Below are 24,455 nucleotides of genomic sequence, written 5' to 3'. Positions count from 1 at the left end.
ACAGCAGGAGCCGCAAGCGCACTGAGCCTAAGACAACTGGGAAGAAGCTAACCCGCAGCGTTTCGAAGAAATACTTCAAAAGTCCCAGTCGCGATGACGTATCGATCCACTGTTTGAAGGCGACAGAAGAAATCTGTCTTGAGAGCGTCATCAAACTGCTGCTCCACCCCCGGAGATCACCGTCGAAAAATCAATTTGGAGGAATTGGCATATCCGCAGGCGCTGCCCGGCCAGCCACGCATCATAAACACTGCTTTCGTCCGTCCGGGACGAGCCACCATTGGCCAATTTGATCTAAAAGACAGTCTTTGAAAGCGCCGACCCGCTTGCAGTTCAAAATCGATCGAGCCGGTCGGGGAAAGCTGGAGGCAAACGTACTCTTTGCCAATTATCGACATATGACCAATGATGGATTTACTGTGACGCACGTGGGATAATGCGGCTTCTGCCTTCGCCCCATTTACCAAGCCCTTACCTCGCCAGGAGCGGCGATGTGAATGTCGGCGTCGGCGGCCGGTAGGGAAAAGCCGAAACGCCGAAGTTCTTTCCATATTGTTCTCGCACGCCCGGAAGATTGATCACGCCTGTCTGCGGATCCGGCGATCGCGCGTCGATCGGCGGCGTGTTCAGGACCGGCGCAACCTTGTCCACCTGCCTGCGCAATTCCTCGTTGAGGCAATGGAAAGCACGCGAACCGTCGATTTCGACATCCACACAGCGTCCGACCCCCACGGTTAACGGCGGTGGCGTCGTATTGCCCCCGATGATGATTCCTCCCGGATCTCCGGCACGCGCGCTATTCGAGGTTAATGCAACGATCGTGAAGGCGAAAACGAAATAGCATCGCAGCGCGCGAAGACGCGAAGGACCGTGAGCGCTCTTCGCCGAGCGCGTGTCTCGCTTTACCGATCTAAACGGGCGGGCTACAGCCCGTGCGGCGTAAATGTCTTCGTCTGCCATACGAGCTCACTCAGTTTTTTGTTGAGAGGCGCTAAATCCGGCAAATGCGCGCCCGAGGCCATGAGGCAGCCCTTCCGGCAGGGACGTGCGCTGAGTAAACGTCCGAGACCCAGGGAAGGTTCACCAAAGGTCGCGATGGGAACGGTCCCGGTGACAGGATAGCCACGCGCCTGCAAATGCGACCTCACGGCAAGGCAATAGGCGACGGATCGGTCGGAGAAACGGGTCTCGCCATGGCCCGCACGATATTTCATCACGGTCGTGCAGAGGTCGCCACCAGCAATGCGCCAAGCTCGAGCCAAGTAGGTCGTGCCATAATGGATATTGGTTGCGGGAACGGCAAGATCGCTCAAACTGCCGCCGAAGCCGAGAAGCCGGGCGGTTGAAGGCATGACCTGCATGAGCCCGATCTCGCCTGAGGTGCCGATCACGTCAGGATTATAACTACTCTCGACCGCCATTACGGCATCGACGATTTCGGGCGCTATGTTTTCGCGGCGGGCTTCGGCCTTGATCAAAGCTTGCAGGTTTGCTTCTCCGCGCAGCTCCGAAACAGCTTTAGACGGGCTGGCCACGGCGCCGGAATCGCCGGACGGCTTTTCTTCCGTGCGCGCGACCTGCTCTAGTTTCACGTCTTCCGCGGCTAGGCAGGTGCGAACCATTTGTGCCTGCCCGGCCATCGCCAGAAGCAGAGACAAAAAGCTCCCCAAGATCCCTCGAATGAGACCTCTTCGCTTAGGTGTGGTTTTGAGCCGCATCATGGCGTCGGTGCAGCGACCACCTTTGAGAGAGCGAGTTCATTGATCGCTGGCGGGTCCTTTTTCAGCAATTCCCCGAGATAGGCACGGCGCATGGCATTGGCTCTCTCGTCGCGCAGCCGCTGGATCAATTGATCTTTTACATCGGAGAGCGGGAGCGTCGAGGCGGGCCTCGTGTCGATCAATTTGACGATATGCCATCCATCCTCGAGCTTAATCGGCTCAGAAACCGCGCCCTTCGCCATGCCAATGACCGAAGCCTTGATCTCCTGGCGCAATTGGGTCTCGGGGACCCACCCGACCGCGCCACCCTTTTCCGCCGCATCCTTAGCGTCGCTGTCTGTGCGGGCAACCGCGTCGAAATCGGCGCTCGGTTGTTTCAGTTTGGCCTGGACGTCACTCAATTTCTTGCGGGCCTTTTCCTCCGCGGCTTTGTCGCCGTCGGCGCCTGAAGCGACATAGAGTTGCGCGATTTGGAATTGGCGCGGCACGAGCATGGCGGATTTGTTCTGATCATAAACGGACTGCAGTGTCTCCTGATCAGGAAAATCCGCCGGAACGACCGAGACGGATCGCAGATAGCTCTCGACGATCGCAGCTTCACGAGCCTTCTCGATAGCTGCGGCAACTTCCGGTTTTTGATCCCAGTGCTTTGCCACCGCTTCTTTCAAGACCAGCTGGTTGGCGAGGAGAACGCGGACCATCTGTGCGAGAAGCGACGGATCGCGAGCGATGGCGGCCTGGTCGCGCGGATTGAGACCCGCGACAAGTGCCTTGACTTCGTCTTCCTTGAGTTCAGTTCCACCGACTCTAGCGATGGTTTCCCCCCCTCCACTCACTGGGGCCGGTGCGCTCTTCTCCTTTGCCGGAGCCGAATTGGTTTCAGCTTTCGTTCGAGCGGTTTCCGAAACCTTCACCGGCGGTTGACTGCGCAGCGGATGCGGCGGAACCGTTTGAGACAGTGCCGGTGTGGAGAAACCAATGAAAAGCCCTAGAGCGAGTTGCATTGCGAGGTAGCCAACCGACGAAGGCAGGATGTGCGACGGTATGCGGTTCATGGATTTGCCCTCTGTTCCAGGATCTTGTCCTGGTAATCCTGCAACATATTTTTGACATCTACCGCCTTGAAACCGATCACGGGTTCCTGGGCGGCAATCTGGTCACCAAGTTCGACACTCTCGAGCTTCTGTAACAGGTCCTTGCCGATCGCGACGAGCTTGATGTTGCGCTGAGCGCAGGCCTTCGTGCTCGCTTTGAAGGTCTTGTCCTCCGCCTCGAATTTGGCACGCTCGGCTTCCTTGCTCCGGGCGAGGTCAGCAGCTTCTTCATAAGCTGCCTTCCATTTGTCGAAGGCGTCAGCGTTTTCCTTCAATCGCTGATTGAAGGTCTCGACCGCCTCTTTGTATTGCTGCTCGGCGGTCTTCAGCTGGTTCTTTGTCGCGTCGACTTCCTTCTTGAGCCGCTCACGATCGCGATCGCTTTCGGCTTGTTTGGCCTGGAGCGATACACGCTCGTCTTCCAGGGTCCGCGTTTGCGCGATCGCAGCACGCAAGGCATCGCGCAGACGGTCAGTTTCGGATTGCTGTGCCCGGGCCGGCTGAGCAACGAGCCCGGAAAGCAACACAAGAACAGCAAGAGTGAGCAGAACGCGCATCATCAGAACTTTGCATTCAAATCGAGCTGAAAGACATCGGACGTATAAGGGGCCCCTGAGATGGAATTGGCGCTCATCCAACGCGCTGCCAGCCAGACGTTCGAACTCAAGCCTAGATTGCCACCGATGATATAGCCCTTGAGATTAGTGCCTCCCAATCCGCCGACCGCGCCGAAATCACTATCGGTGAAAGCGTCAATCACGGCATCAGATTCAATATATTTATAGCCGAAATTAACGTTCCAGTCCCAGAGTTTCGTGAGTTCTGGATAACCGACGGTGATACGGCCGAACCAACCGTTCGCACCGCCGGCGAAAGTGCCTGGGGCAGCAATACCAAAATCAGGACCGAGGTTGTTGACGGCAACCGATCCGATCGACGCAGAGTTGAACGCAACATTTCGGACATATTCGCCGTCGAGCGTAATATGAACAGGGTGGAATTGGCCAAAATCGATGAGGCCCGTCAAGACGACATCACGAAAAGGACTTGCCAGACCGAAATATTGATATTCCGACGCGCCGTTCGGAACGACGTTGCGCAGGAACATATAAGTGTTCCCGTTCTGCGCAAAGGATGGACGAAGATTATCCGTGTTGCAAGAATCTGTCGCACTCAAGACAACACATGGACTTGAGACCCTGCCCTGTACATTCGAAAAATCGTAATAAGCCGCGGCAAACTTGACGGTGTAATCTTGAGCGGGCTTCCACGAAACGCCAAGCTGTCCGCCGAAAAGCCACTTGTCCTGCGATGAATATTTAACTGGGTTCCCGGCGTTGGAATTGGCGAAATTCGTACTGCCGAAGTTCAAGTCCGTATTGTAGATTGGGAAAGCTCCGGCGTTCGCAAAGGGCACGACTCCCGGCGCGATCTCATATTTTGTCTGTACGGCGAAGCCGTCGAAATTGAGGTCCTGATCCCAAACAAGTTCGCTCGGTGCGAAGAAGGGATTTTCGAAGCGGCCGACCTTGAATGCGACGTTTTCGATTGGCTGATACTTAAGGAACGCGCGGTCGAGCCAGATTTGATATTTTGAGAAATTGCCACCAGAGCTGCCAAGGGTCTGATTCGTGGAAACAGGCGAATTGCTGTCGCCCGTGGCAAGCCTCAGCCCCACCGAGAATCCGTCGTAAACATTGGCATCGATACCAAGTCGCGCGCGCAAGCGGATGCGGTTGCGATCCTGGTCCGTATCAAGGGATGGAGGATAACTCGCACCAAGCATGTCGAAGGGACTGCCTCCGTTGATGGCCCCAAAGTTCACGAGCGAAGCGTTACCACTCGGATAATAATCGCCCTCATAGCGGGCTCGGAAATCGCCGTAGAGGCGGATACGCGACGCCCACTCCGGATAGAGGCCAGGCGAGGCCCAGTTGTCCCTTGCCGCGGTCTTCATGACCTCCTCCTTGAGTTCGTCGCGGATCTGCTTCTTCACGAATTCCGGCACATAGGTCACGCGTTTGGTGCCTGCCGGCATGGCGGCGGCCGCAGCCGCATTGGCAGCCTTCGCCGCCTCAACTGCCTTGACCGAAACGTCTTTTGCACTTTCGCGGGCGACCGAAGCCTGATCCTCGGCCTGTTTGATGAGCGCCTTGCCTTGCTCTTCGGTTACGACACCTTGTTGAACGAGAAGATTGACGAGATTAACCATGGCAATCGGCGACGTCGGCTTCTTGCGCGACACAGACGATTTACTTGGCGGCGCGCTCTGGTCCGTGTCCTGCGCAACTGCCGAAGAACTCAGATTCGTGACGAGGACCAAGCAAAGAGCGCACCCTGCCCCTGAGAGCAGCCCCCGGTGACGCGTCAAACGCATTCTCAACAACATTTGATCACTCGTCCTTCACTCTATAACTCAGTAACGGGCGGCGCGTTTTCCGCCGCGGTTAAGTGTCAACTTGGTTTGCGCGACGTGATGCGCATCACGATCGGCATCGGCATCTCCTTGGGCGGCGGCTCATGCAATATGAGGCCTGCGAGCACCTCGTTTCGGATTGCCGCGTCGACTTCGGGATTTCCCGAGGATGAATCGATTTGGACGCGGCTGATGCGGCCTGAAGGATCCGCCCAAAGCCTGACCTTCATTTGCATGACTGCGCTTCGTGTGCGCGGATTGGCATGAAGCGCCGTCTCGACCTGCGATTGCACGATCGACGCATACCAGCCCCAACGGCTTCCACCGCCACCACCCCCACCGATGAGACCATGGCCTCCGGGCTTGCCGCCCAATCCGAAAGAATCACCGGGGCCTACCGCCTTTGCATCAAGCGACAAAGGTCCGGGAGGCGGCATATCGAGTTTCGCCTCATCAAGCGGTTTTGGCTGCTCTTTCGCTTCCTCCTCCGGCTTTTCAACTGGCTTCTGCTCCTGAAAGTCCTGCTGCTTGACCGGCGTCTGCTCGATCATCTTCTGTTCGGGCGGAGGGGGTGGAGGGGGCGGCGGTGGCAAGATGTTGAAGAGTGTAATCTGCTGCACCTTCACTGGAGGCGGCAGATCGTCGCTTGACTTAAAGAAGAGGTAGATTCCTCCAATGACAGCGAACGCGAGGACACCGGCCGCGGTGGCGGCCCCATGCCGGCGCAAGCCGTTGCTGGTTTCCTCCTGCGTCTCTTCACGATCTTCCGTGACCGCTTGTCGTTCTCTGGTAAGTGGATCTCGCCTAGCCGGGCCACCCGATGGCTCGATCGGCAGATCGTATTCTAGGGGGTTCGAGCGCATATCCATGTCACTTCACCAGCGGCTTGGTTGCGAGCCCCACTTGCGTGATGTTCAAGCGTCCGAGGAGATCGAGGACGTCCATCACATTTTGGTATTGCGTTTGACTGTCGCCGCGCAGCACGACCGGGAATTCCGGTGTCAGTGCCTTTTGTTGGATAAGCCTTTGCTCGAGCTCCGTGAGCGTCACGGGGATCGTGTCGAGAAAAATCTTGCCTTCGCTTGAAACAGTAATGGCCTTTGTCGTTTGTTGCGCTAAGCTGGGCGCCGCGCTGGCCTTGGGAAGGTTGACCTTCATGCCCTGCACGGTCGCCGTCGTCATCACAATAAAAATGATGAGCAGCACATAGGCGAGATCGAGCATCGGGGTGATGTTGATGTCGTCATAGGGCTTGCTGTCGGCTTGAATCTGCATCGCGCTACTCCGCAGCCAGGGGTTGTTGGCGCTGCAGCGAATGAATCGCGTAGCGAGCAGCGGTCCGCGTCGTGAATTTATCGACGAAGACCTGCATGTCCGTGGACAGATCTTTGATTTGAGTAATGAGATAATTATAGCCAAAGAGCGCTGGGATCGCGACACCGAGACCCGCGACCGTCGCGACAAGCGCGGCGGCGATGCCAGGCGCGATGGCGTTTACGTTGACGTCTCCAGAGGCCGCGATTGCCGCGAAGGTAATCATGACACCCACGACGGTTCCGAGGAGGCCGAGAAACGGGCCGCCGGAGATCGCTATCGTTAGAAGCACCATGAGCCGGTTAAGTTTTTGGCTCTCGATGGCAAAGCCAGCATCGAGTTCAGCGCGTAATGCCGCAATCGCTTGGGCCGTCAAGATACCACCCCGCTGATAACCGGTCATGAGGAAACCGAGTTCCTCCTGCCCGACCCTATAAAGTCGATAGAGCGAGGAATGACGCAGCGCTTTCTGCATCTGAGGCGCCAACAAGCCTGATTCATTTTCGAGCTTGTCCACCTCGTCGCCTTCGGCCATTGCGACGCTGGTCGTTAATTGGCGGTAGATTCTCATGAAGCGCACATTCGCCTTGCGCTGCCGACCAACGAACATCGCCTTGTCGATCATCACGACCCAACTGACGACGGCCATGAAGACCAGGATCCCGATAACAACCCAGCCATCGAGCGTCACGGATTTCAAGATCACCGCGAAATAGCCGCTGAACCAGCTCGCAGTTTCTTCATCCACGCTGTAGGTGACGAATTTGGCGTGATCCGCGCCCTGCTCTTCTGCTGCGGCTTTGATATAGCCAGCGGAGCGCGCGACCTTTGCAATCTCAAGCTCGTCTAGATCTCCAGCGAAACCTGTATAGGCCGGCCCGGCGGGCGCCTGCGCAGAGGCGGGAATCTGCGCGTCGCCCGCCGGAGCCTGAGCACCGCCTGCGGCCGCCTGCGCATCGGCCGCGGGTGGGGATGCCGAGGACGCGCTGGACGTATCCGCCGGAGGCGGCGAAGCGGCGGGAGGCGCGCTATCGCCGCCCAGCAAGGCGGTGCTGTTCAAAGCCGGTAAGGTTGCATTCAACGTCGCGTAAGATGCGCCGTCGAGGTAGAGCGTAACGAGGCCGGGTGTGGCGCTGAGCGCGAGATGGTGCCAGCCATTCGGGGCAACAGGTGCGCCGGCAGCGCTGCGCTGAACCGTGCCATTATTGGTCACTTCAACGAAGGGCGCGCCATCATCGATGCCGATCAGCAGTGCGTTAGACCCGTCGCGGCGCGAATAGATGACCGCATTGCGTTGCAGCGAGGCCGGCTTGACCCAAACCGACCAAGTCATTGCGGCGTTGTCTGGAATGGCAAGCGACGGCGAGGCCGGAAGCGTGAAGCGTAATGTTCCGTCGAGCCTTAGGCCTGTGCCGATGATCGACCCTTCGGCGGTGACACCGACGCTTTGCGCATGATTGGCCCAGACGGAGGAATCCTGGGCCGGCGTACCCTTCTCCGCGAAATGATAGTCTAGAAGCTGATCTCCATCGTAGCTGCCCTTCGCATCGCCGCCGGCGGCCGCTTTTTTATTCCCATAATAAAGCCAGATATCTTCCTTGCTGCCAGGCTTCAAATCCGGAAGATAGACCCAGGCCAACCCTTCAGCGAGCAGAGGATCGTAATGCTCGATATGGAATTTAAGCGGCGTCTTGTCATCGCCCGCGACAAATCTCAGATCGCTCGCATCATCTTTCGCCTGGCCGAATCGGAAATTGCCGGCATGCAATCGGATCAAGACCGTCATGCCGTTGATCGGCTCGGTAATGTTGCCGCCCGTCGGACTCGTATCGAGCGTGATCTTCTTGCGCATCGACCAATCGTCGTTCCACCAAGCCGAAGCAGAACTCGACCACACGAAGAGGCCGAAAAAGACACAGGCCCAGAGAATTGAGAAAACCCGGTTGTGCGTTAGGGGCATGATGGGGCCTTTTTGCAGAAGAGTGAGAGGCATATTCAAAATTCCCCCCAGACTCGGAAATTCATGCGTGGATCTCGTGCTTGCGTGTAAGTTTGACTGATCATGGGTACGCTCAACACCACCATTCCGTTGAAATAGTCGGAGAGCTTGAACTTGGTGCCGATTCCATAGCTCCACAGATTGAAATGCGCCTGTTGTTCGGACAGTGGATCGTGGATGAACGAAGTCGCCCCGTCGGCAAAGCCAAAGAAACGCCACTCATTGAAGAAATTGGCCGTATGGCTTCCGTTATCCTCGAGCGCCTTGGTCAGCATCGGCCCAAGGTTCGGACTTCGGAACTCGAGCGTTCCGTACAGACTGTCGTCGGCAAGCACTTCCGATTCGAGATAACCGCGCACCGTATCAAGACCTCCCAACGAGCTTTGCTCGCTTGAGACAAGCGGTTGATCGGAGAGTTGCCCGGCCAATCTGCCATAGACCTGAAAGCCTGCCGGCAGGTCATGCGTGTGCGACACGTCAGCATTGACGTGCATGAAATTGGCCTGCGCATTATAGCGTTTGGCGTCGAACTCGGCGGGCGAGCTGCCAATACCGCGCAATCCAAACGTCGCCGCGGCGGTGAGCTGCGTCAGCGCGCCCTCGGTTTGCCAGCTCGCATTGTAACTGAGAACAATGGGCGCATATGTGACGGGTGTTGAATCGCTTGCTACGTTCTCGCCGACAACCTGTTCGAAGTGCTTGTAGTCGGCGCCAAACGAGACGGTGTGGAAGAAATTCTCTCGCGTTGGCAATGTCAGAACGATGCGGGCGCCCGCCACCTCGCCCGGTCCGACAACATCGGTGCCGCCGATCGTTGCAACATCACTGTTCGATTTGAGGCCATACATCAATAGGCTCAGGTATTCGAATTCGGGGATGCGCGCGAGATACGAGGCCGAGAAAACCTGCGCGTCCTTCACACGCTCCGGCGCAACTTGGTAAGTGAAACTGAAAGAATTGCCGAGCTGCCACAGATTGTCATAGTGAAACGTCGAGGTGATACGGAAGGGCGTCGTTCCAGGTGACTTCCGATTGTTGAATTCAACGTTTCCGTGGTACGGGACCTTGTCCTCGACATTGAGATCGATATCGACCGTGCCGGGCGCAACACCAGCCTTGAGCGCTGGTGTGACACGGCGATCCGGCCATTGGTTCAGGCCTACAATGTCCTTGGTTACGTCGTTGAAATTGACGATCTTCCCTTCGGCGACCGCAGGAGCGCCGCGCTTGATCGTATCAGGGTCATAATAGCGTGCACCTTTGACCCGCACACGCCCGACGCGATTTTCGGAAACAACAAGCGTAATCACGCCGGTGGATGCGTTCTGTTGTGGGATCGACACGACGACAGCCTGGTAGCCTTGATCGTGATAGACTTTTTCAAGAGCGGCGCGCGCCTTCTCGACATCCTCCGGCGTCCGGTTTGGACCGAGGAATGGATAAACAGCTTCCTCGACAACAATCTGCTCAAGCGCTTTGGCGCCCTGTATGCGATATTCATCGATTTCAAAACGTTCGAGCGCTTTCGGCTTGGTCGTCGGACTCTTTTTCTGGTCAGCCTCCTGCGCCTGACCAGCCTCCGTGATCGATACCTGCCCACCTGGATCGGCCATAGCAAACTGATCGAAGCTCAAGAAAAGGACGAGCGCGACCGCGGCAACCACGTCCGTCTGGACGAGCGGCACCGTGGAAGTTCCACAACTTCGAATCCGGCCACGAACTGTACTCTTCAACTTGGCGCCCCCGAGCCATTTTCGGATACGCACACTTCCCTGCATTTCGGGGCGTTACTTCGTACCTCAGGGTTTAGGACAACTGCGCGATGCCTAACCCGCAGAACTTTCTTGTCGCAGGTGTTGATTTGTTGGGCGTGGCCGCTATGGCGCCGTCAGAGCCGCGGGTCTCCGGCTGTCGGGACAGAAAATAATAAAGTTCAACCTCTAAAAGAAACATCCCATCATGACGATGAAATGACATCGCTCTTTTAGGAAATCGCGCATCTCGGCCCATGGGCCGGTATCGCATAATACGTTGCCGACGCGATGAAGTGACTGGCGGATCGCAGTCCGGGCCAACCATATATGAGAGTGGGCGTCGAGGCCCACCGACTTTCGAAGCTCAACTTATTTAAAGGTCAACTTAAAAGCGTGAGCCCACCAGGCAGTGAAATGACATGGGCACCGAACAATTGTTGAACCTGCCCGATGACATCATTAAGACGATCGATCTGAAAGGTGCCGTTCACGACCTTTTTGCCAAGCGCCGCATTGGTGACGACGATCCGGCCTGGCAGATAACGGTTCACCTCCTTGACGACTTCATAGAGCGGCCGGTTGCGGAAAATCAGGGATTTGTTCTGCCATGACGTGCGGTCTGCCGGGTCGGCTGCAGTCAACACGCCTAATCCCTGGTCGGTATAAGTAATTTCCTGATGGGCTTGGATACGCACGGATTGCTGGTTTTGCTCAACATTCACGGTGCCCTGAAGGCAGGTCACCTCGACTTGTTCGTCGAGGCAGCGGACGTTAAATCTCGCGGCGTCGTACGAAGAGATGAAACCGTCTCCAGCCCTTAAAACGAGGGGATTATCCGGTGCAGCTCGCGTTTCGACGAGTGCTTCTCCAGAAATCAAGTCGATCTCAAGTCCGCCTGCCAGGGCCTTCAAGCGAATGCTCGTTTGCGTATTCATTTCCATGGTAGCCCCACCGCCGAGGTCCACTCGACGCTGCTCGCCTTTTGCGGTGCGATAGTCCGCTCGGAGTTCAGCTAGCGACGGCCAAAGCTCGAATGGAGGGCGCACAACCATATAGGCCGCAACCGAGGTGGCTACAGCTCCACTGAGAAAAGCGCGGCGCCCAAGGAGATAGCGAGCAGCTGACAGAGGCGAAGCGATGACCGGTTCCGGGGCGCGTCTGGTCGCCTCTTCCTCACGGAGTTCTGCGGCGGCAATTCGCAATTGGCTCCAAAGCCTTGCGGCTTCGCGAAAGCGCGTCTCGTGCTCTGGAGATTGTGCCCGCCACGCGCGGCATGCATCGAGATCGCTCTGCTTCGGATCGCCCGTCTTGAGGCGGGTGACCCAATCGAGCGCCTGCCGCGTCACCTCATCAAGCGGGTCGTTATCGAGTTCACTCATAGCCAATCGAATTCCAAGGTCTATCTCGTCCGCATGAGAATTAGAGCCGCTTTCCTACCACCAGCAGAGTGGGCAGATGCGTATGACGCTAACTTTGCCTCGATTCGCCTTTCGTACTCCCAAAGACTTGGTTCCAGCAAACATAGGGGTCTCATGCTCATAAACGATACTAAAAATTTGATCACACTAGGCGAACCCCGTGCTTTATAATTCGCACGAGTGGGTTATTCGAGCCAATCAACGAGGCCCTAATGTTCCAGACAACTGAGATGCACTGAACCCGAAGTAGATTTGACGGAAATCTTATGGTCTCATGAATAAGATGACATGAGTAACCTGTCGGCCTGTGCCAGGCTTGCTTTCCATCAAGGGCACGACGCCCATCGCGAGCGGGTTTGAAAGCGGATCGAGTTTTGGGCTACGGGCCGCCGGGGCGACAACTCACGATTACGCTTTGCCGCACAATACCTTGCGTCTCGATTGAAGCTCCCTATGAAGCCGCGGGACACCATTACTGACCCCTTTTGAAACCATCCTTGGGGATAAGCTTTCAAGGCCGGGCTTAAACTCAGTCACCGTCTGCAAGAACGGCGGACAAGCGGTTCTTTGCAGGCGCGACAGGGAGCTTTCGCTTACGTGGAATCAGGATTTGAGACATCGATGGCAGCGCGAGGAAAATAATCGACAGCTCCGCCCCACAGGTCGACGCGACAAGTTTCGATCCAATCAAGGCCGCGGGTATCGTCGAAATCGTTGGAGCTGAAAGTAGCGGAAAGGATCGTCCAAGCGGGCACCGGAAGAACTGATCACGAGTGCCGGCCATAGATTGTGTAAATTCGCTGGCCTCACGTCACTCCCTGCCGCTTTCCTTTAGAGGGCTCATCCGAGGTGCGGTTGCCATGCTCTGCTGCACTGGGCTCTATTGAAAAAATATGACGCCTATGGATCGACGCACTGGGCTCCTGCCCTTGGCCTTGTCTTACGAAAGATCAAAGGCGATCGGCAATAGGATGCTGAGCTCGTCTGGCAGCTCCGATGGAATGTGAGGAAGGGGCTGAGCTCGGCGCAGCGTTTCCAGCGCCGCTTGATCTAGGATGGAGGTGCCGCTGCTCGTCTTTACTTGCATCGTCGCGATCGTGCCGTCACGGCGGATGGAAAACCGAACAAGAACTGTCCCTTCCGTGTGATTGCGTCTGGCTGCAGCGGGATAGGTTTGGAAGCGCGCAATATGATGCAGCAGAGCGCGCTCGAATTTGATCACGGCAGGATTTGTTGCGGTTGTCGGTGCTGGGGGAAGCCGTGCCGGTATGGCTTTCGCTGTGTCCAGCTCGGCAGACGTCTGAACTGGCTCCAGTGAGGCAGAGACTATCGGATTGACAAAAGATGCTGCTCGATCATGTTCCTCACTTGGTGCAGTTACGTCAACTGCCACGTCACGCTTGTTCACGGGCGCTATTGGAATGGCATCTGGCAGATTCAAAAGCCGAACCTGTATTGATCCGCCGGAGTCTGATGCCGTGGATCCGGCGGACATTTGACGCAGCCAATAGACGCCACCTCCCAAGAGCAAAGTGATGGTCAAAGGAACAAGGATGTAACGGACAACCTCTCCCCCCGGAGTGGCAGCTTCATCGTCTCGCGCGGATGCCCGGAAACCATATTCGACCATGTAAGACCTGCTGTTTTCTTACGACTCTGGATGCTACTGCAGCAGCGCACGGACGCTCACGCTGATGCGAACCGGCTGCGGCGTGTTGGCTGGCGCCGTCTGGCTGAGCAAGATGCCATGAAGCGCCGCGGCGATCGCCACATCCCGGTCCCTATCGCCGGTTGATTGAAAAATCTCCGTCTTTTGAACAGACCGAGTTCCATCGATCCAAATTTTGAGGCCTACGCGGTAAGTTCCGGATCGTGTGCGCGCGTTCTTGGCTAGTGCCGCTCGAATGTCGGCGCGAAGCGCCTCACTATAGATGTGTAAACGGCCCTCCTCCTCAGAATCTGCCGTGGCGTGCACCCGAAGCGTGTCGAGAGCCAGATCACCACCTTCGAGCAGACGATCCGGCGGAAGGTGATCATCGGCGGGCGCACGCGCGATCGTAATTGCTTCGGGTCGCGTATAGGAGACGTTGAGGTCGGTCGACGAAAGAAGCACGCGCAAGGCGTCTTCCGGAGAAAGATTTCCCACGACTGCAACGGAGCGCCGGCCTTCGGCAAGCGCACTTTCGTAAAGCACTTGTACTCCAGCGGTCTGACCGTAAGTTTGAAGCGCGCTTTCCAGAGACTGGCTCGGGATATTGAACCATCTCAATTCGGCTCCGTCGCCATCTCCATGATGAGACGCAGCAAAGGTAACGGCGGTGAAAGCGCAAAAAACCGCAGTTACAGGCAAATAGCATTTAAGAAAATATTTGGCGGCCTTGCCAGGCTTCAGCTGAGCGGACCACGGCGAAAGCCATGTTGCAAGTGACATTCTTGGAACCCTTACCCACCCGAGGTCTTCCGACCGTCAATACGCTTTCTACATGACAAAAATCCGGCCCCCCGGCAAATAACCGAGTGCCAACCGCATTACGATGACATGAAGCGATCACGCCTGTCCCATCCGAACGACGTCTCTTGCTTAGATCAAGGACAAAATGTCAAGGATTTCAATTAGCCGCCGATTTTATGTCTCGGCAAGCATAACCTGATCCGGGACGTGACCTAGAGCGGAATTGTCATTTTGCGAAAATAGCCGATCCCATTCGGGTTCCATTTTCAAAAGGTCCGTGAATGCGATGGCATCTCCGGTGAGATCGGGGGATAAGCGAATGCTCAGTGTGGAGGTATCTCCTTGAGGAGACCAGTAGTGAGTAGGAAGGTTTGCCGTAGTTATGTCAGTGCGAACGACGGTTTGACTTTCCTGCCGGTGACGGCGCTTTAAATAGTGAGAACGTGCTGCTGCGTTCCTCTTGCGCGAGAATGAGCTCGCGGGGCTCGATTACAGAGACCTTCCATCCGCCGATCTCATCGCCGATCTTTACCATGCGAATTTTATTAGGCGCGTCCGGCTGTACGATCGCACGGAGCCCCTGCCGCTCCATCAGGACGCCGAGTAGCGTAAGATTTGGTGGCGCTGGCGGGGGTGCGGGCGCTTGCACCTGCTGCGCAACGGGCGCGGCGGCCGGCGGGGGTCGGTGCCTAGCTGATGAGAAGAGAGGTCGTTGCAAGGTCGCATTAAGCTGGTCTATCTGAACCGCTGCGATGGGATTGGTCTTCATATGTTCGATCCCATCGGCCAACGTAACAGTCGTTTGAACCGCGAAAGCGTATGTCACAGAAAGCCAGAATTTTTTAAAAACTCGCGAGATTCCAGAAATGGCGAGCAAGCCCAGAAAGCTTCGTCGGCAAGCCACTAAAGCACATGCACGCGTTGGGCAATCCACCCACGCCGTTGATACAGACTCTCGACTTACGCTCATGACAATTTGTCTGCCGTAAAAATCTCTGGCCACGTAATGACCGCCTAAGTTTAGAGCGAGGTGCTACACCCGCAATCAATTTATTTTCGAAAATATCCTGCGGGTTAAGCCGTTCGGAATTGTCGTGGTCGCAATGAACGTTACGACCTGCTTAGTTCCTCAGTCGATAGCAGCACCGGAACCTCTCGCGACAGACGCAGGAATTAGCTCGGAGCCAACGGGGCAATCAATGGTGTCGAAACCGGAGAAGTTTTTCAAATTATTTTGCCACAACGTCTAAGCCAACTTGAAGGTCGGACTTGTATCGTCAGCAATGCTCGGCAGCTATCGGTTTCCCCGACAACTGACGCCGGCCGCAGTTGCTCGGTACGATTTGTATCGCTGCCGTTGGTGAATGCGCCAATCCGCCGCGGGCAAATTGGGCCTCGAAGCTGCGGGTTAGCTCTGCCCAATTGTCCTACATACAAATGAGCACATTTTTTGGCGAGTTCGGTTTGATGCAAAGACCTGGTGCCAGCGCGCAAGCAGGACACGCCCAATCAAGTAGGTTAACTCAAGTAATGTACACCGACTACGCCGACATCCGTGATCGCCTTGGAACGCCAATCTGGTTCGACGAGCACCGAGTCCCCCGCTATTGCACCTTCGATCCGAACCGCATAGCGCATTTCTACGCAAGCGAGACCGCGCTTCTCAGCATCAGCTGCGTGATCTGCCGGCAAGAATATATCGTTGCGATATCGATGCGTGCGCATAAACCAAGGCTCAGCGAAATGATTAACGGTCGCGTTTTAGACTACGGCGACCCGCCCAACGCAAATTGCTGCGGCAATCCGCATATGAGCAGTGAACCTCGCAGAGTGCTCCAATATTGGCGGCGGTCGCTGTCGGGAGAATGGCGGCGGAACTCTTCGTTCGAGATCGACATCAGGCCACAGTGGGTCCTCGATGAGGATTTAGATCGGCCGTGGAGGTCCGAATTCAAACCGAATTCAGCCTGCGAACCTCGACGCCGCTTGCACAATCAGGTTTCCCTCCCCATTCGGCCACAGGAAGAACGGTAATTGACGTAAGCCTCGCCTCCTGTCGGGTAGACTACATGCAACATGTCATCGCGCCCAACGTCGTGTGCGAGGGATAGCGACCCGAAACGGAGCGGAAACGGTCAGGTTTGGTCGACACAATTCGCGCCGCCGGCGATCAACCTGCATTCGATCAATCTTCCATTCTTAGTCCGGCAGTAAAATTCAAGAACCTTATCGGTCAGAACTCGCGAATGACCTGGCAATATCTCTATCTTTGTCGGGTCGCTTCCAGTGTGTCTGATCTAAGATCGCAAGCTTGTCCTTTGGTGTGAGTGCGGAGGCGCAAAAAGACGCCCTGAACATGGAACAGGACGGCCCGGCGAAATCGCCCGGCGAGCAATAGAAGAAAAGCACCTCTCCTCAAATATGATTCCAATGTGAGCTTTAAAGCGGGGTAGTGAGCCATGGCTCCAGGCTTTTTGACGGACATCAATTATCCTGCTTCAAGTCCTGACGGTAGCGCCACTCGTTGACTTGCGCTAACCGTATCGGATCGGCGCGCTGTGGCTCATGATGGGTCAGTTGTGAAGACAGCGATCCGCCTTGCGCGATGGATTGCTCACCTATGCGCGCCATAAAAAGCAACGCTCCTCACGTCGAAGCTGGTGCGAGAAAGGATTTTTAATAGACGAAATAAAAGTGAACCTGCAAGTTCGTTCCGCGTTCATCTCCTTGAGCAGGAAGGGCATTACTATGAAAAAGGTTTTAACTGCCACGGCTCTGGCGATCTCTTGTCTTTTCATCTCAAACTCTGCAAGGGCGCAAATTTGGGCCTATCCGCCGAATGCACCAAGCTACGCAATGCATGATTTGCGTCCGCAGTGTTTTGGGCCTGGTCATGTGATTTGGCCTGAGCGTAGGGGCGAGGTTTTTGGTCCGTGGCGCGAGGACCTTTATGTTGATGCGCCCATCGATGGCGGCGACTTTCCCCGGCCGGTTCCGTGCACACATCGCCCGCTCCGAACTGAAAGCGGAGCATGGTAGGCGGCTGCATTCTTGTCGATTAAACATACTTCATGCTGTAGCGTGAACGCCAATGAAGTCCGGCAATTCCGCGAACTTCAGACTTCCCCAAACGAGAGCCACTAGCCGGCAATCGGCGTGAGGACGGATCACTGATGCGTGATTAGATAGTGGACGACCTCAATATGGCGACGCTTATGGGTGGTTTAGCACCCAGGCTTTCGAAAAGCGGTGCTTTACACAATGCGACCTCAATGGGATTGGGGCTCGTGTGCAGCGGGTTGCGGCTCAGGATCCTTCTTCAGATTGAGCGAGAAGCGGAGGTTGAGAGGCTGCAGCATGTCTGGAGGCGGTGCCTCGCCGAGGTTGCCGCGCGTGAGGATGGTGTGCAAATCCGCATCGGCATGCGGATCGTTCAGCGGGCTGAACGAGACCCGCTCGACGGTGCCGTCGGAGTTAAGCCAAGCATGAACAACGAGCGTCTGCGGTACCGCGTCCTCTTTGCTGGCGTGATCGGTGATGTAGGCGCGGAAGCGATTTGAGACTTCATTATCCGCAGCGATCCATTCCTCGAACCGATATTTCACAAGTTTGCCGAACTGCGTCCAGGAGGGCGGCGCCTTATCGGGCTCGCGATAATCGAGCCCTTGCGCAATCGTGGCCGCGGGAAGGACAAGCGCCAAGATTATGGGGGCTGGTGATAAGAGCGCCATCAGCCACAAAACGACTGCAGGCAAGGAAACAGGGTGAAGACATTTGACCGGAGGCATGTTGAAACGATCCGCATTTGAACGAGGTTTTTAGGAATATGATGGCGTTCGCAGTTCAATGTTGCACACGAATGACAAGTACTAAGATCGAAGTGGCGCAGTTGATGTCTGGGCCCGATGCGGCAATCTGGGGAGAGCGTGTTGAAGCGAATCGCATTGGCCGCTAAGAACGCTTTCACCTTCCTTCACTGACGGCTACCACATGATTCTTTGGACTTCGGCGGCTGATCACGCTTTCCGTCAGGTCTTGGCTGTCTAAAACGAGGGCGACGCTTGCACCGAACGCCAACTATGAGTCGATCATGAAGTCGCAATGCGGTGCCCCATCGAAGCACAATATGACGATCGCGTTGGCGAGCATGCCGCTACCTGCGATCAGGTCCGTCAAACGATCGCAGGCCGCCGCGAAGGCCAGGTCATTAGCCGTGTGGCGAGGTCGGACTGGAAGCGAGCGCGACAACGCTGATTCCTAGCGTGCGACCTTCCCTGGAGATAAGGACGCCGGCGCGATTTTCGGCGACGCGCGTCGCTGTAAGCATATAGCCGAAGCCACCGACGAAAAACCTGTGCGGCTGTGTTCGTGGCAAGTGACGGGTGCTCAGACGATGTGCCAGCGGCGAATGCGCAAGGGTCCAAGGCGCCTGGGGCAGAAGGAACGTTGCTCATTGCTTGAGTTAATTGAGGTGGCAAAGCTTTTTCGTAACTATTTTCAAAAACCTGCTTCGGGTTTCATGCGGCTGAAGTGTCTATGGTTGTGAGACCTCTGCTTCTGCGCGGCGGTATCGATTGCACGCCGCACACCTTCTCTGAGACTACGCCGTTCTTAGAAAACGCGATGCTGCGAGTCTGGCCAATCGGCAGCTTATTACGGGACCATCGGAAAGTTGCGTGCGGATCATACCAGTCAGACTATACCGAACCGGCGCAGTGATGAGTAAATGTGACGCAAAGACGCTTGGTCGAATGCAAGAAGAAGCTCTCGATTGGATCGTGGTTCTCAAGGCGGGCTGGCCGACCTGGAGTGACATTGACGATTGCAGAGCTTGGCGAGCGCGCTCGCCGGATCATGAAGAAAGCTTTCGCCGAGCTGCCCTGCTTTGGCGTCAGCTTCGCGTGGCTGCGCGAGAGCTTAGAGATGAAGAAAAACGAAGAGCTGTCGGAGCGCCAGTTGCGTAGGATCGCCAGCGCCGCTTTCACATGGGGGATCTTATTATTTTCTCCCGTCAATTCTATTGCACAGCAACTCAATTGGTGCACCGAAGACGAAACGAAAGCGTGCGCTCTCGTAGATGGTTCACCGACCGGATTCGGATTTGCCGGTCCCCAGAACGCATCGATCGATAAGAGAGACGACGATCTGCAGCCATAAATCGTCAGAAGTTCGTCACACCTTCGGCTCAACAATCGAGGGATCGTTACCGCTGCCCTTGTTGACGCGCTTCGGAACGCGCTATTCGCGTGGAGCCTCTTCTGGCGGCATGTAGTCACTCTTTCTCACCCTTCGCCGCGATCCTCGGCATTTCCGACAGGCAACGGACCAGGAAGGCCCCGAGCCTCATCCGGGTCCGTCTTAATCGTTTGCGCGTTCTGCTGCTCTTGAGCGCCAGTCACATTATTGGCGCCGGCGCTCCCTCTTTTCTGTTTGACCGGTTCTGGGCTTGTCTCGGCTTTGGCGGGCGGCGTCGGTGCGGGCGGCGGAGGAGGAGGCGAAGTCGTCCGACGATCTGTTCGTTGGGGACGGTCTTAAGATCGAGGAAAAGCTCGACGTCGGCGTGTTGCAGACCGTTCGCGCAAGAGTGCCCTTTCCCCCTCCTCCAGAGCAGGTGACCGTGCAGTTCGTCTTAGACTTCTGACTTAAACACTGAAGCGAAATGCGACCAACCAACACTCGAGCGGACGCATCGAAGACAGGGCCAATTTTTCTGATGAGCCTCGCCGTCGGCGGGCGGCGCCATGCTTTGCGCACCGGCTCCGCGAAATCGGGCAACGCCCACAAATATTATGCCTGCTCCGCCTGCGCGCGGTAGCGCCGGACTGAGGCGGGCCTTCTCTTCGGGGCTTGTGTTCAAGACCGATCTTGCAGTTCTGGTCCTTCAGACAATATGTGGGACGAAACGACACTAAATCGCTCCGCAGGTGAATGATCGCCGCGACCTGATTTGACCTAAAGGAATCCGTGCTCTTTTGGGGCACTCATTAATGAAACGACCTGCGGAAAGTCAGCACGCCGGCTAACTTCGAAAGAGCGAAAGCAGGCGAATATGTTGGTGGCACCTTGATCAGGCCACCAATCTTGCCGCCGGGCGCTATGCCATGATCCAGACTTTAGGCGGCAACAATGGTCTCGGCTTCAGCCGCATCCCTGGCAACCTATCCTCGAGCAACGTATCGGCCGCCATATCACCGGTTCCATGCGCGATGACGGCCGCATCGAATGGGACCTCTGAAGGAAACGCGGATTGGGTCTGTGAAGGTATTGATAGCCACCTAGCATGAATCAGGTGCTGCCCAGAGAATTCACGCCATATTCAGGCGGCAAATCGTTTTATTGGTAAGAAATCGTCGCATCTTTCGAAGCATCGCGACCTTATTTGATTTGAACAAAGAGTTCTGATGCAGCTGATCCGTTCTTATTAAGATCGGCGTATGAGCGTTTAGCTGGGCATTTTCATTCTGGTGAAGCAGAGCTGCGGCCGCCTCCCCGCTGGGCTCAGCTAAACCACCTTCTTGGCACGCAGTGCGGCGATCTGCGCCTCGTCGAGGCCAGCCTCGCGCAGGATCTCGTCGGTGTGCTCGCCCGCTTCGGGAATCGGCGTAACGAGCGAGGCAGGCGTGCGCGACAAGGTCACGGGCTGGCCGACGAGACGGATGTCCGGCCTCCCATCACTGACCTTTTGCGCAATGCCCAGATGGCGCACCTGTGGATCAGCGAAGACCTCGTCCATCGCATAGATCGGCCCGGAGGGGACACCAGCCCTTTCCATCCTCTCGATCCATTCTGCCCCGCTCTTCGTCTTGAAGATTCCGTTGAGCAGATCCATCAGCGCCGCACGGTGCTGCTGGCGCAACGGCTGCGTGGCATAATCCGGATGGTCAGCAAGTTCCGGCCGCTCGATCGCGGCGCAGAAAGCGCGCCACTGACCATCGCCACCGACACCGATATTGATGAAGCCGTCGGCGACGGGCACGGTGCCCATCGGGGTCGCATAGGGATGGTCGTTTCCGGCCTTTTGCGGCACCTTGCCGTCCACGAGATAGAGGGCCGCCTGAAAATCGCAAAGCGCGATCTGCGCCTCAAGCAGCGATGTATGCACCCATTGCCCGCGACCTGAATGCTCGCGCTCTGCAAGCGCCACGAGAATGCCAAGCGCCGCATAGAGACCAGCCGAGCTGTCGGCAAGTGCGATACCGGCGCGCATCGGTCCGTCGCCCAGCTTACCTGTGATCGACATGAAGCCGCCCATACCCTGCGCGATCTGGTCAAACCCAGCGCGCTTGCGGTATGGTCCGTCCTGTCCGAAACCCGAAATGGAGGCGAGGATGATGCGCGGGTTTCTCGCGGCCAGAGCCTCGTAGCCGATACCGAGCCGGTCTTTCACGTCGGGGCGAAAATTTTCGACGACGATATCGGCCGTTGCGACCAGCTTCATGAACAAAGCGAGGCCGGCCTCCTGCTTCAAGTTGAGTGTGAGAGACCGCTTGTTACGATGGAGGTTCTGATTGTCATAGCTGCTGCGTTCCCCCAATATGTTTTCGTTGGGATCGACTCCAGGCGGTGCCTCGATCTTGATGACGTCGGCGCCGAAATCTGCCAACACGCGGCAGCAGGTTGGTCCGGCGCGCACGCGCGTCAGGTCGAGAACCTGCAAATGCTGCAAGGCGAGCGAAGCAACAGGACGGCTCATCCGCGTGATCTCCCTGGTCGAGGCAACCGATTCTCATGACAGAATGCCCGCACTGCGTTTTGAAATGTCCTTACCCGCCCTCCCAATCGATCGCCTGCTTCGAGCCGAAGGTTGCGACACCACGCTGGAAGTCGGCACTGCCATAGCAAGCCCGGATAAGATCACTAATATCCGCGTCGGGCGTGAAAGCGAGGCGCCTGATAGTCTCCCGCGCTGCTGCCATCGTGAGCGGTGCATGCCCAAGCAACCGGTTGCAGAGGCGAGAGATTTCTGCGTCGAGTGCTTCATAAGCAACGACCGCCGTCAGATACCCCGCCGGGAGCAGCGTCTCGGCCGTGGGCATCTCGGCCAGTAGGAGCATCCTCTTCACCCAACTCACGCCCAGAGTCGCGCAAAGCCGACGCATATTGGCAGCGGAAAGGCAGTTCCCCAAAGTTCGGGCAATCGGCACGCCGAAACGTGCTCCGGGTGTCGCAACGCGGATATCACACGCATTAGCAATAGCGAGCCCGCCGCCAACCGCATAGCCCTCCACGACAGCAATGTTGGGAACGCGCAGACTCTCGAGTGCCTCGACCCAGCCATCAATTCTGGATTCATTGACGACGCCGTCTTCACCCGTAGCGAACTGGCTAAATTGCGAAATGTCGCTACCGGCGATGAAAGCCTTTCCGCCAACGCCTCGCAACACGGCGACGCGGACTTGCGGATCGGCATTGATCTTCGCACAAGCGGCCGCCATTTCATCGTACATCGCCCAGGTCATGGCATTATGGGCTGCTGGCCGATCGAACAGGATATAAGCTACGGCGCCGTCGACACGCAACGTTACGTGTCCATCGCCGGCCGATTGTCTCAATTCCATTTTCATGGCGCTTGCTTTCACGTTGATCGAGACGAGCCGAAGCGAAAGTTTATTCGCCAAAGTTGACGACGGTGTTTTGCGGGCAGCGCGCAAGGACACCTCGCCAAGGTTGGTCGTCAAACGGATGATCGACAAGGTGAACCAGACCGGGCGGATCGAATGCGAAATCGCCGGGGCCCGGTTCGATGAAATCGTCGAAGTTCGGCCCGAAGCAGATTCGCGCGCGACCTGAAATGGTATAGGCGGCGGTATGCGTGCCGCCGTGGTGGTGCGGTTGGCCCCTCTCATGCGGATTGACGGAGAGATAGCACATCCAGATTTGCTTGGCCCCGACAGTCTCCGCGGAAATGGCAGCAATTCGCTGCATGCCTCGTGTCTGGGCTGTCGTACTGGTATCCTTTGGTGTTGGGACAACGCTCACGCCCCGGGCGGGGTTCAGCGCCTTCGATCCAGTAGGCGTGTTGGTGATCGACGGATCCAACGAGTAGGCGAGCACCAGCTTCACGGGTTCATCGTGAGGGTTCCGAATGACATAAGGCAATTGGACCGGTGTAAAGTAAAAGTCTCCCGCCCCGACATCCTTACTCTCAGCGAAGTCTTTCCCCGAAAGAATTTGCGCGCGGCCACTGACAATATAAGCCGCGGTCTCCGTATCGAGGTCGTTGCCGGGAACCGCCGTTTCACTTGGGTTCACCGTCAGAACCTGCATTGTTATCTTGGTTCCTGGAATAGTGGCGGCGGATACGCCGGACCGGCGACCGGGTTCGCTGTGAACCAATATCGACCTGCTCGCATCCAACACTATCATGACAGACTCCTATTCGTCGTTTCACCCGATATCGATCCATTGCGGTTGAGACCCCAAATGCGTTCGACGCAGGCTTGCAGGGGCGTCGGCGTCATTCCAAATTCGCCGGCCCAATCGGCTGATAAGGAATCGCCGATGGCGAGCCCGCGGTACAATCCGAGGTGCGACTGCTTCAAGGGATCGCCGCTGGAACTCATTGCGCTTTCGATGTGATCGAGCGGCATGTAATCGAGCACGAGCCTCTTACCGGTCATGTGCTCCGCCAGTTGCGCCACCTCGAGTTGAGAGTAGGTCTTGGGACCGCCCATAGGTATCGCACCCTTGCCAAGAGGCTCGGCTGCGCAACGGGCGGCGAGCCGCGCTACGTCCGACGTCGCCACGTAGCTGATCGGGCGCGTTCCGTCTCCGTAGATCCTGACCCGGCCTGCATTCACGTCGAAGCCCACCAGCGGCGTCATGAACTTTTCGGGAAAATACGAAGGCAACAGGATTGTGCATTCCATGGCGGAGTTTTCCAGCCGCCGCTCCGCTGCCCGCTTGAACCGCGACAGTGGCGTGTCGGCATCTATGCCGCGGCTGAAGGATACCAGAACGACATGATGCACGCCGTTTTGGATGCAGGCTGTGATCAATGTCTGCAGTCCCCGGCCATCGACAGCTTCGAGTGAGTCACCTTCCCGACGCGACAGAGTCGCTGTCGCGGTGATGATCACCGCACTAACTCCGCGAACCGCCATATCGATTTGCTTGGTGTCCTTTAGGTCCGCAACGCAAAGTTTCGCGCCAGCCGCGCGAAGGCGGACCGCCGCCGGTGACTGGCGATCCCGGACCATGGCGGCGACGGCATGGCCCTCCGCAAGCGCGGCTTCCGCGGCGAGAGAACCAAGGGTGCCTGTACTGCCCACGACAAGGATGGTCATT

Annotated in this window: 18 protein-coding genes; 1 reads left to right on the top strand and 17 read right to left on the bottom strand. The window is 56.8% G+C overall.

All coding sequences use genetic code 11. The features are described 5' to 3' along the window. Positions 1-471: 471 nt before the first annotated feature. The 13 genes from A3OQ_RS22385 to A3OQ_RS22365 all read right to left on the bottom strand — a co-directional run bounded on the left by A3OQ_RS22385 (position 472) and on the right by A3OQ_RS22365 (position 17,869). Positions 472-714, bottom strand: a complete 243-nt coding sequence (locus tag A3OQ_RS22385) for a hypothetical protein (protein ID WP_244427142.1) — start codon at positions 712-714, stop codon at positions 472-474. A gap of 209 nt (positions 715-923) precedes the next feature. Next, on the bottom strand, positions 924-1,658 hold the full coding sequence (locus tag A3OQ_RS0113455) for a lytic transglycosylase domain-containing protein (RefSeq protein WP_020175926.1): 735 nt from the start codon (positions 1,656-1,658) through the stop codon (positions 924-926). 59 nt (positions 1,659-1,717) lie between these two features. Next, the gene (locus A3OQ_RS0113450) at positions 1,718-2,725 is read right to left on the bottom strand and encodes a peptidylprolyl isomerase (protein ID WP_161607338.1); all 1,008 of its coding nucleotides are present in this window, start codon (positions 2,723-2,725) and stop codon (positions 1,718-1,720) included. Between the two features lie 47 nt (positions 2,726-2,772). After that, on the bottom strand, positions 2,773-3,375 hold the full coding sequence (locus A3OQ_RS0113445; protein WP_020175924.1) for a hypothetical protein: 603 nt from the start codon (positions 3,373-3,375) through the stop codon (positions 2,773-2,775). Further along, positions 3,375-5,192, bottom strand: a complete 1,818-nt coding sequence (locus A3OQ_RS0113440; protein ID WP_200860029.1) for a putative porin — start codon at positions 5,190-5,192, stop codon at positions 3,375-3,377. Before A3OQ_RS0113440 ends, A3OQ_RS0113445 begins: the two co-directional genes overlap by 1 nt. 77 nt (positions 5,193-5,269) lie before the next feature. Next, complete coding sequence (locus A3OQ_RS25280) at positions 5,270-5,782, bottom strand: TonB family protein (RefSeq protein ID WP_341872080.1); 513 nt, start codon at positions 5,780-5,782, stop codon at positions 5,270-5,272. A gap of 319 nt (positions 5,783-6,101) precedes the next feature. Further along, on the bottom strand, positions 6,102-6,506 hold the full coding sequence (locus A3OQ_RS0113430; RefSeq protein ID WP_020175921.1) for an ExbD/TolR family protein: 405 nt from the start codon (positions 6,504-6,506) through the stop codon (positions 6,102-6,104). Between the two features lie 4 nt (positions 6,507-6,510). Continuing rightward, positions 6,511-8,505, bottom strand: coding sequence for a DUF2341 domain-containing protein (locus A3OQ_RS0113425; RefSeq protein WP_051116112.1), 1,995 nt, complete (start codon positions 8,503-8,505; stop codon positions 6,511-6,513). 35 nt (positions 8,506-8,540) lie between these two features. After that, a complete protein-coding gene (locus A3OQ_RS0113420; RefSeq protein WP_020175919.1) occupies positions 8,541-10,229 on the bottom strand; it encodes a ShlB/FhaC/HecB family hemolysin secretion/activation protein in 1,689 nt (562 codons plus the stop codon). A 449-nt stretch (positions 10,230-10,678) separates the two neighbouring features. Next, on the bottom strand, positions 10,679-11,677 hold the full coding sequence (locus A3OQ_RS0113415) for a FecR family protein (RefSeq protein ID WP_020175918.1): 999 nt from the start codon (positions 11,675-11,677) through the stop codon (positions 10,679-10,681). A gap of 979 nt (positions 11,678-12,656) precedes the next feature. Next, on the bottom strand, positions 12,657-13,346 hold the full coding sequence (locus A3OQ_RS24105) for an energy transducer TonB (protein ID WP_083931577.1): 690 nt from the start codon (positions 13,344-13,346) through the stop codon (positions 12,657-12,659). 33 nt (positions 13,347-13,379) lie between these two features. Further along, a complete protein-coding gene (locus A3OQ_RS22375; RefSeq protein ID WP_020175915.1) occupies positions 13,380-14,147 on the bottom strand; it encodes an STN domain-containing protein in 768 nt (255 codons plus the stop codon). A 3,290-nt stretch (positions 14,148-17,437) separates the two neighbouring features. Continuing rightward, positions 17,438-17,869: a hypothetical protein gene (locus tag A3OQ_RS22365; protein ID WP_020175913.1), complete on the bottom strand. Its 432-nt coding sequence runs from the start codon at positions 17,867-17,869 to the stop codon at positions 17,438-17,440. A gap of 1,017 nt (positions 17,870-18,886) precedes the next feature. On the opposite strand from A3OQ_RS22365, the gene A3OQ_RS25360 reads away from it, so the two are divergent. Continuing rightward, positions 18,887-19,132, top strand: coding sequence for a FecR/PupR family sigma factor regulator (locus A3OQ_RS25360; protein ID WP_083931576.1), 246 nt, complete (start codon positions 18,887-18,889; stop codon positions 19,130-19,132). A 1,538-nt stretch (positions 19,133-20,670) separates the two neighbouring features. Here the strand turns inward: A3OQ_RS25360 and A3OQ_RS0113370 are convergent. From A3OQ_RS0113370 to A3OQ_RS0113355, 4 genes are all read right to left on the bottom strand, one after another. Continuing rightward, entirely contained in the window at positions 20,671-21,861 is a 1,191-nt protein-coding gene (locus tag A3OQ_RS0113370; protein ID WP_020175908.1) for a CaiB/BaiF CoA transferase family protein, read from the bottom strand. 70 nt (positions 21,862-21,931) lie between these two features. Continuing rightward, positions 21,932-22,732: an enoyl-CoA hydratase/isomerase family protein gene (locus tag A3OQ_RS0113365; protein ID WP_020175907.1), complete on the bottom strand. Its 801-nt coding sequence runs from the start codon at positions 22,730-22,732 to the stop codon at positions 21,932-21,934. 43 nt (positions 22,733-22,775) lie between these two features. Continuing rightward, the gene (locus A3OQ_RS24460) at positions 22,776-23,534 is read right to left on the bottom strand and encodes a cupin domain-containing protein (RefSeq protein WP_051116038.1); all 759 of its coding nucleotides are present in this window, start codon (positions 23,532-23,534) and stop codon (positions 22,776-22,778) included. Next, entirely contained in the window at positions 23,531-24,454 is a 924-nt protein-coding gene (locus tag A3OQ_RS0113355) for an NmrA family NAD(P)-binding protein (protein ID WP_020175905.1), read from the bottom strand. The genes A3OQ_RS24460 and A3OQ_RS0113355 overlap by 4 nt, the downstream gene beginning before the upstream one ends. Position 24,455 lies beyond the last annotated feature (1 nt).

Origin of the sequence: Methyloferula stellata AR4 (genome assembly GCF_000385335.1) — a bacterium.
Classification (GTDB): domain Bacteria; phylum Pseudomonadota; class Alphaproteobacteria; order Rhizobiales; family Beijerinckiaceae; genus Methyloferula; species Methyloferula stellata.
This window is presented reverse-complemented; position numbering and strand designations above follow the sequence as displayed.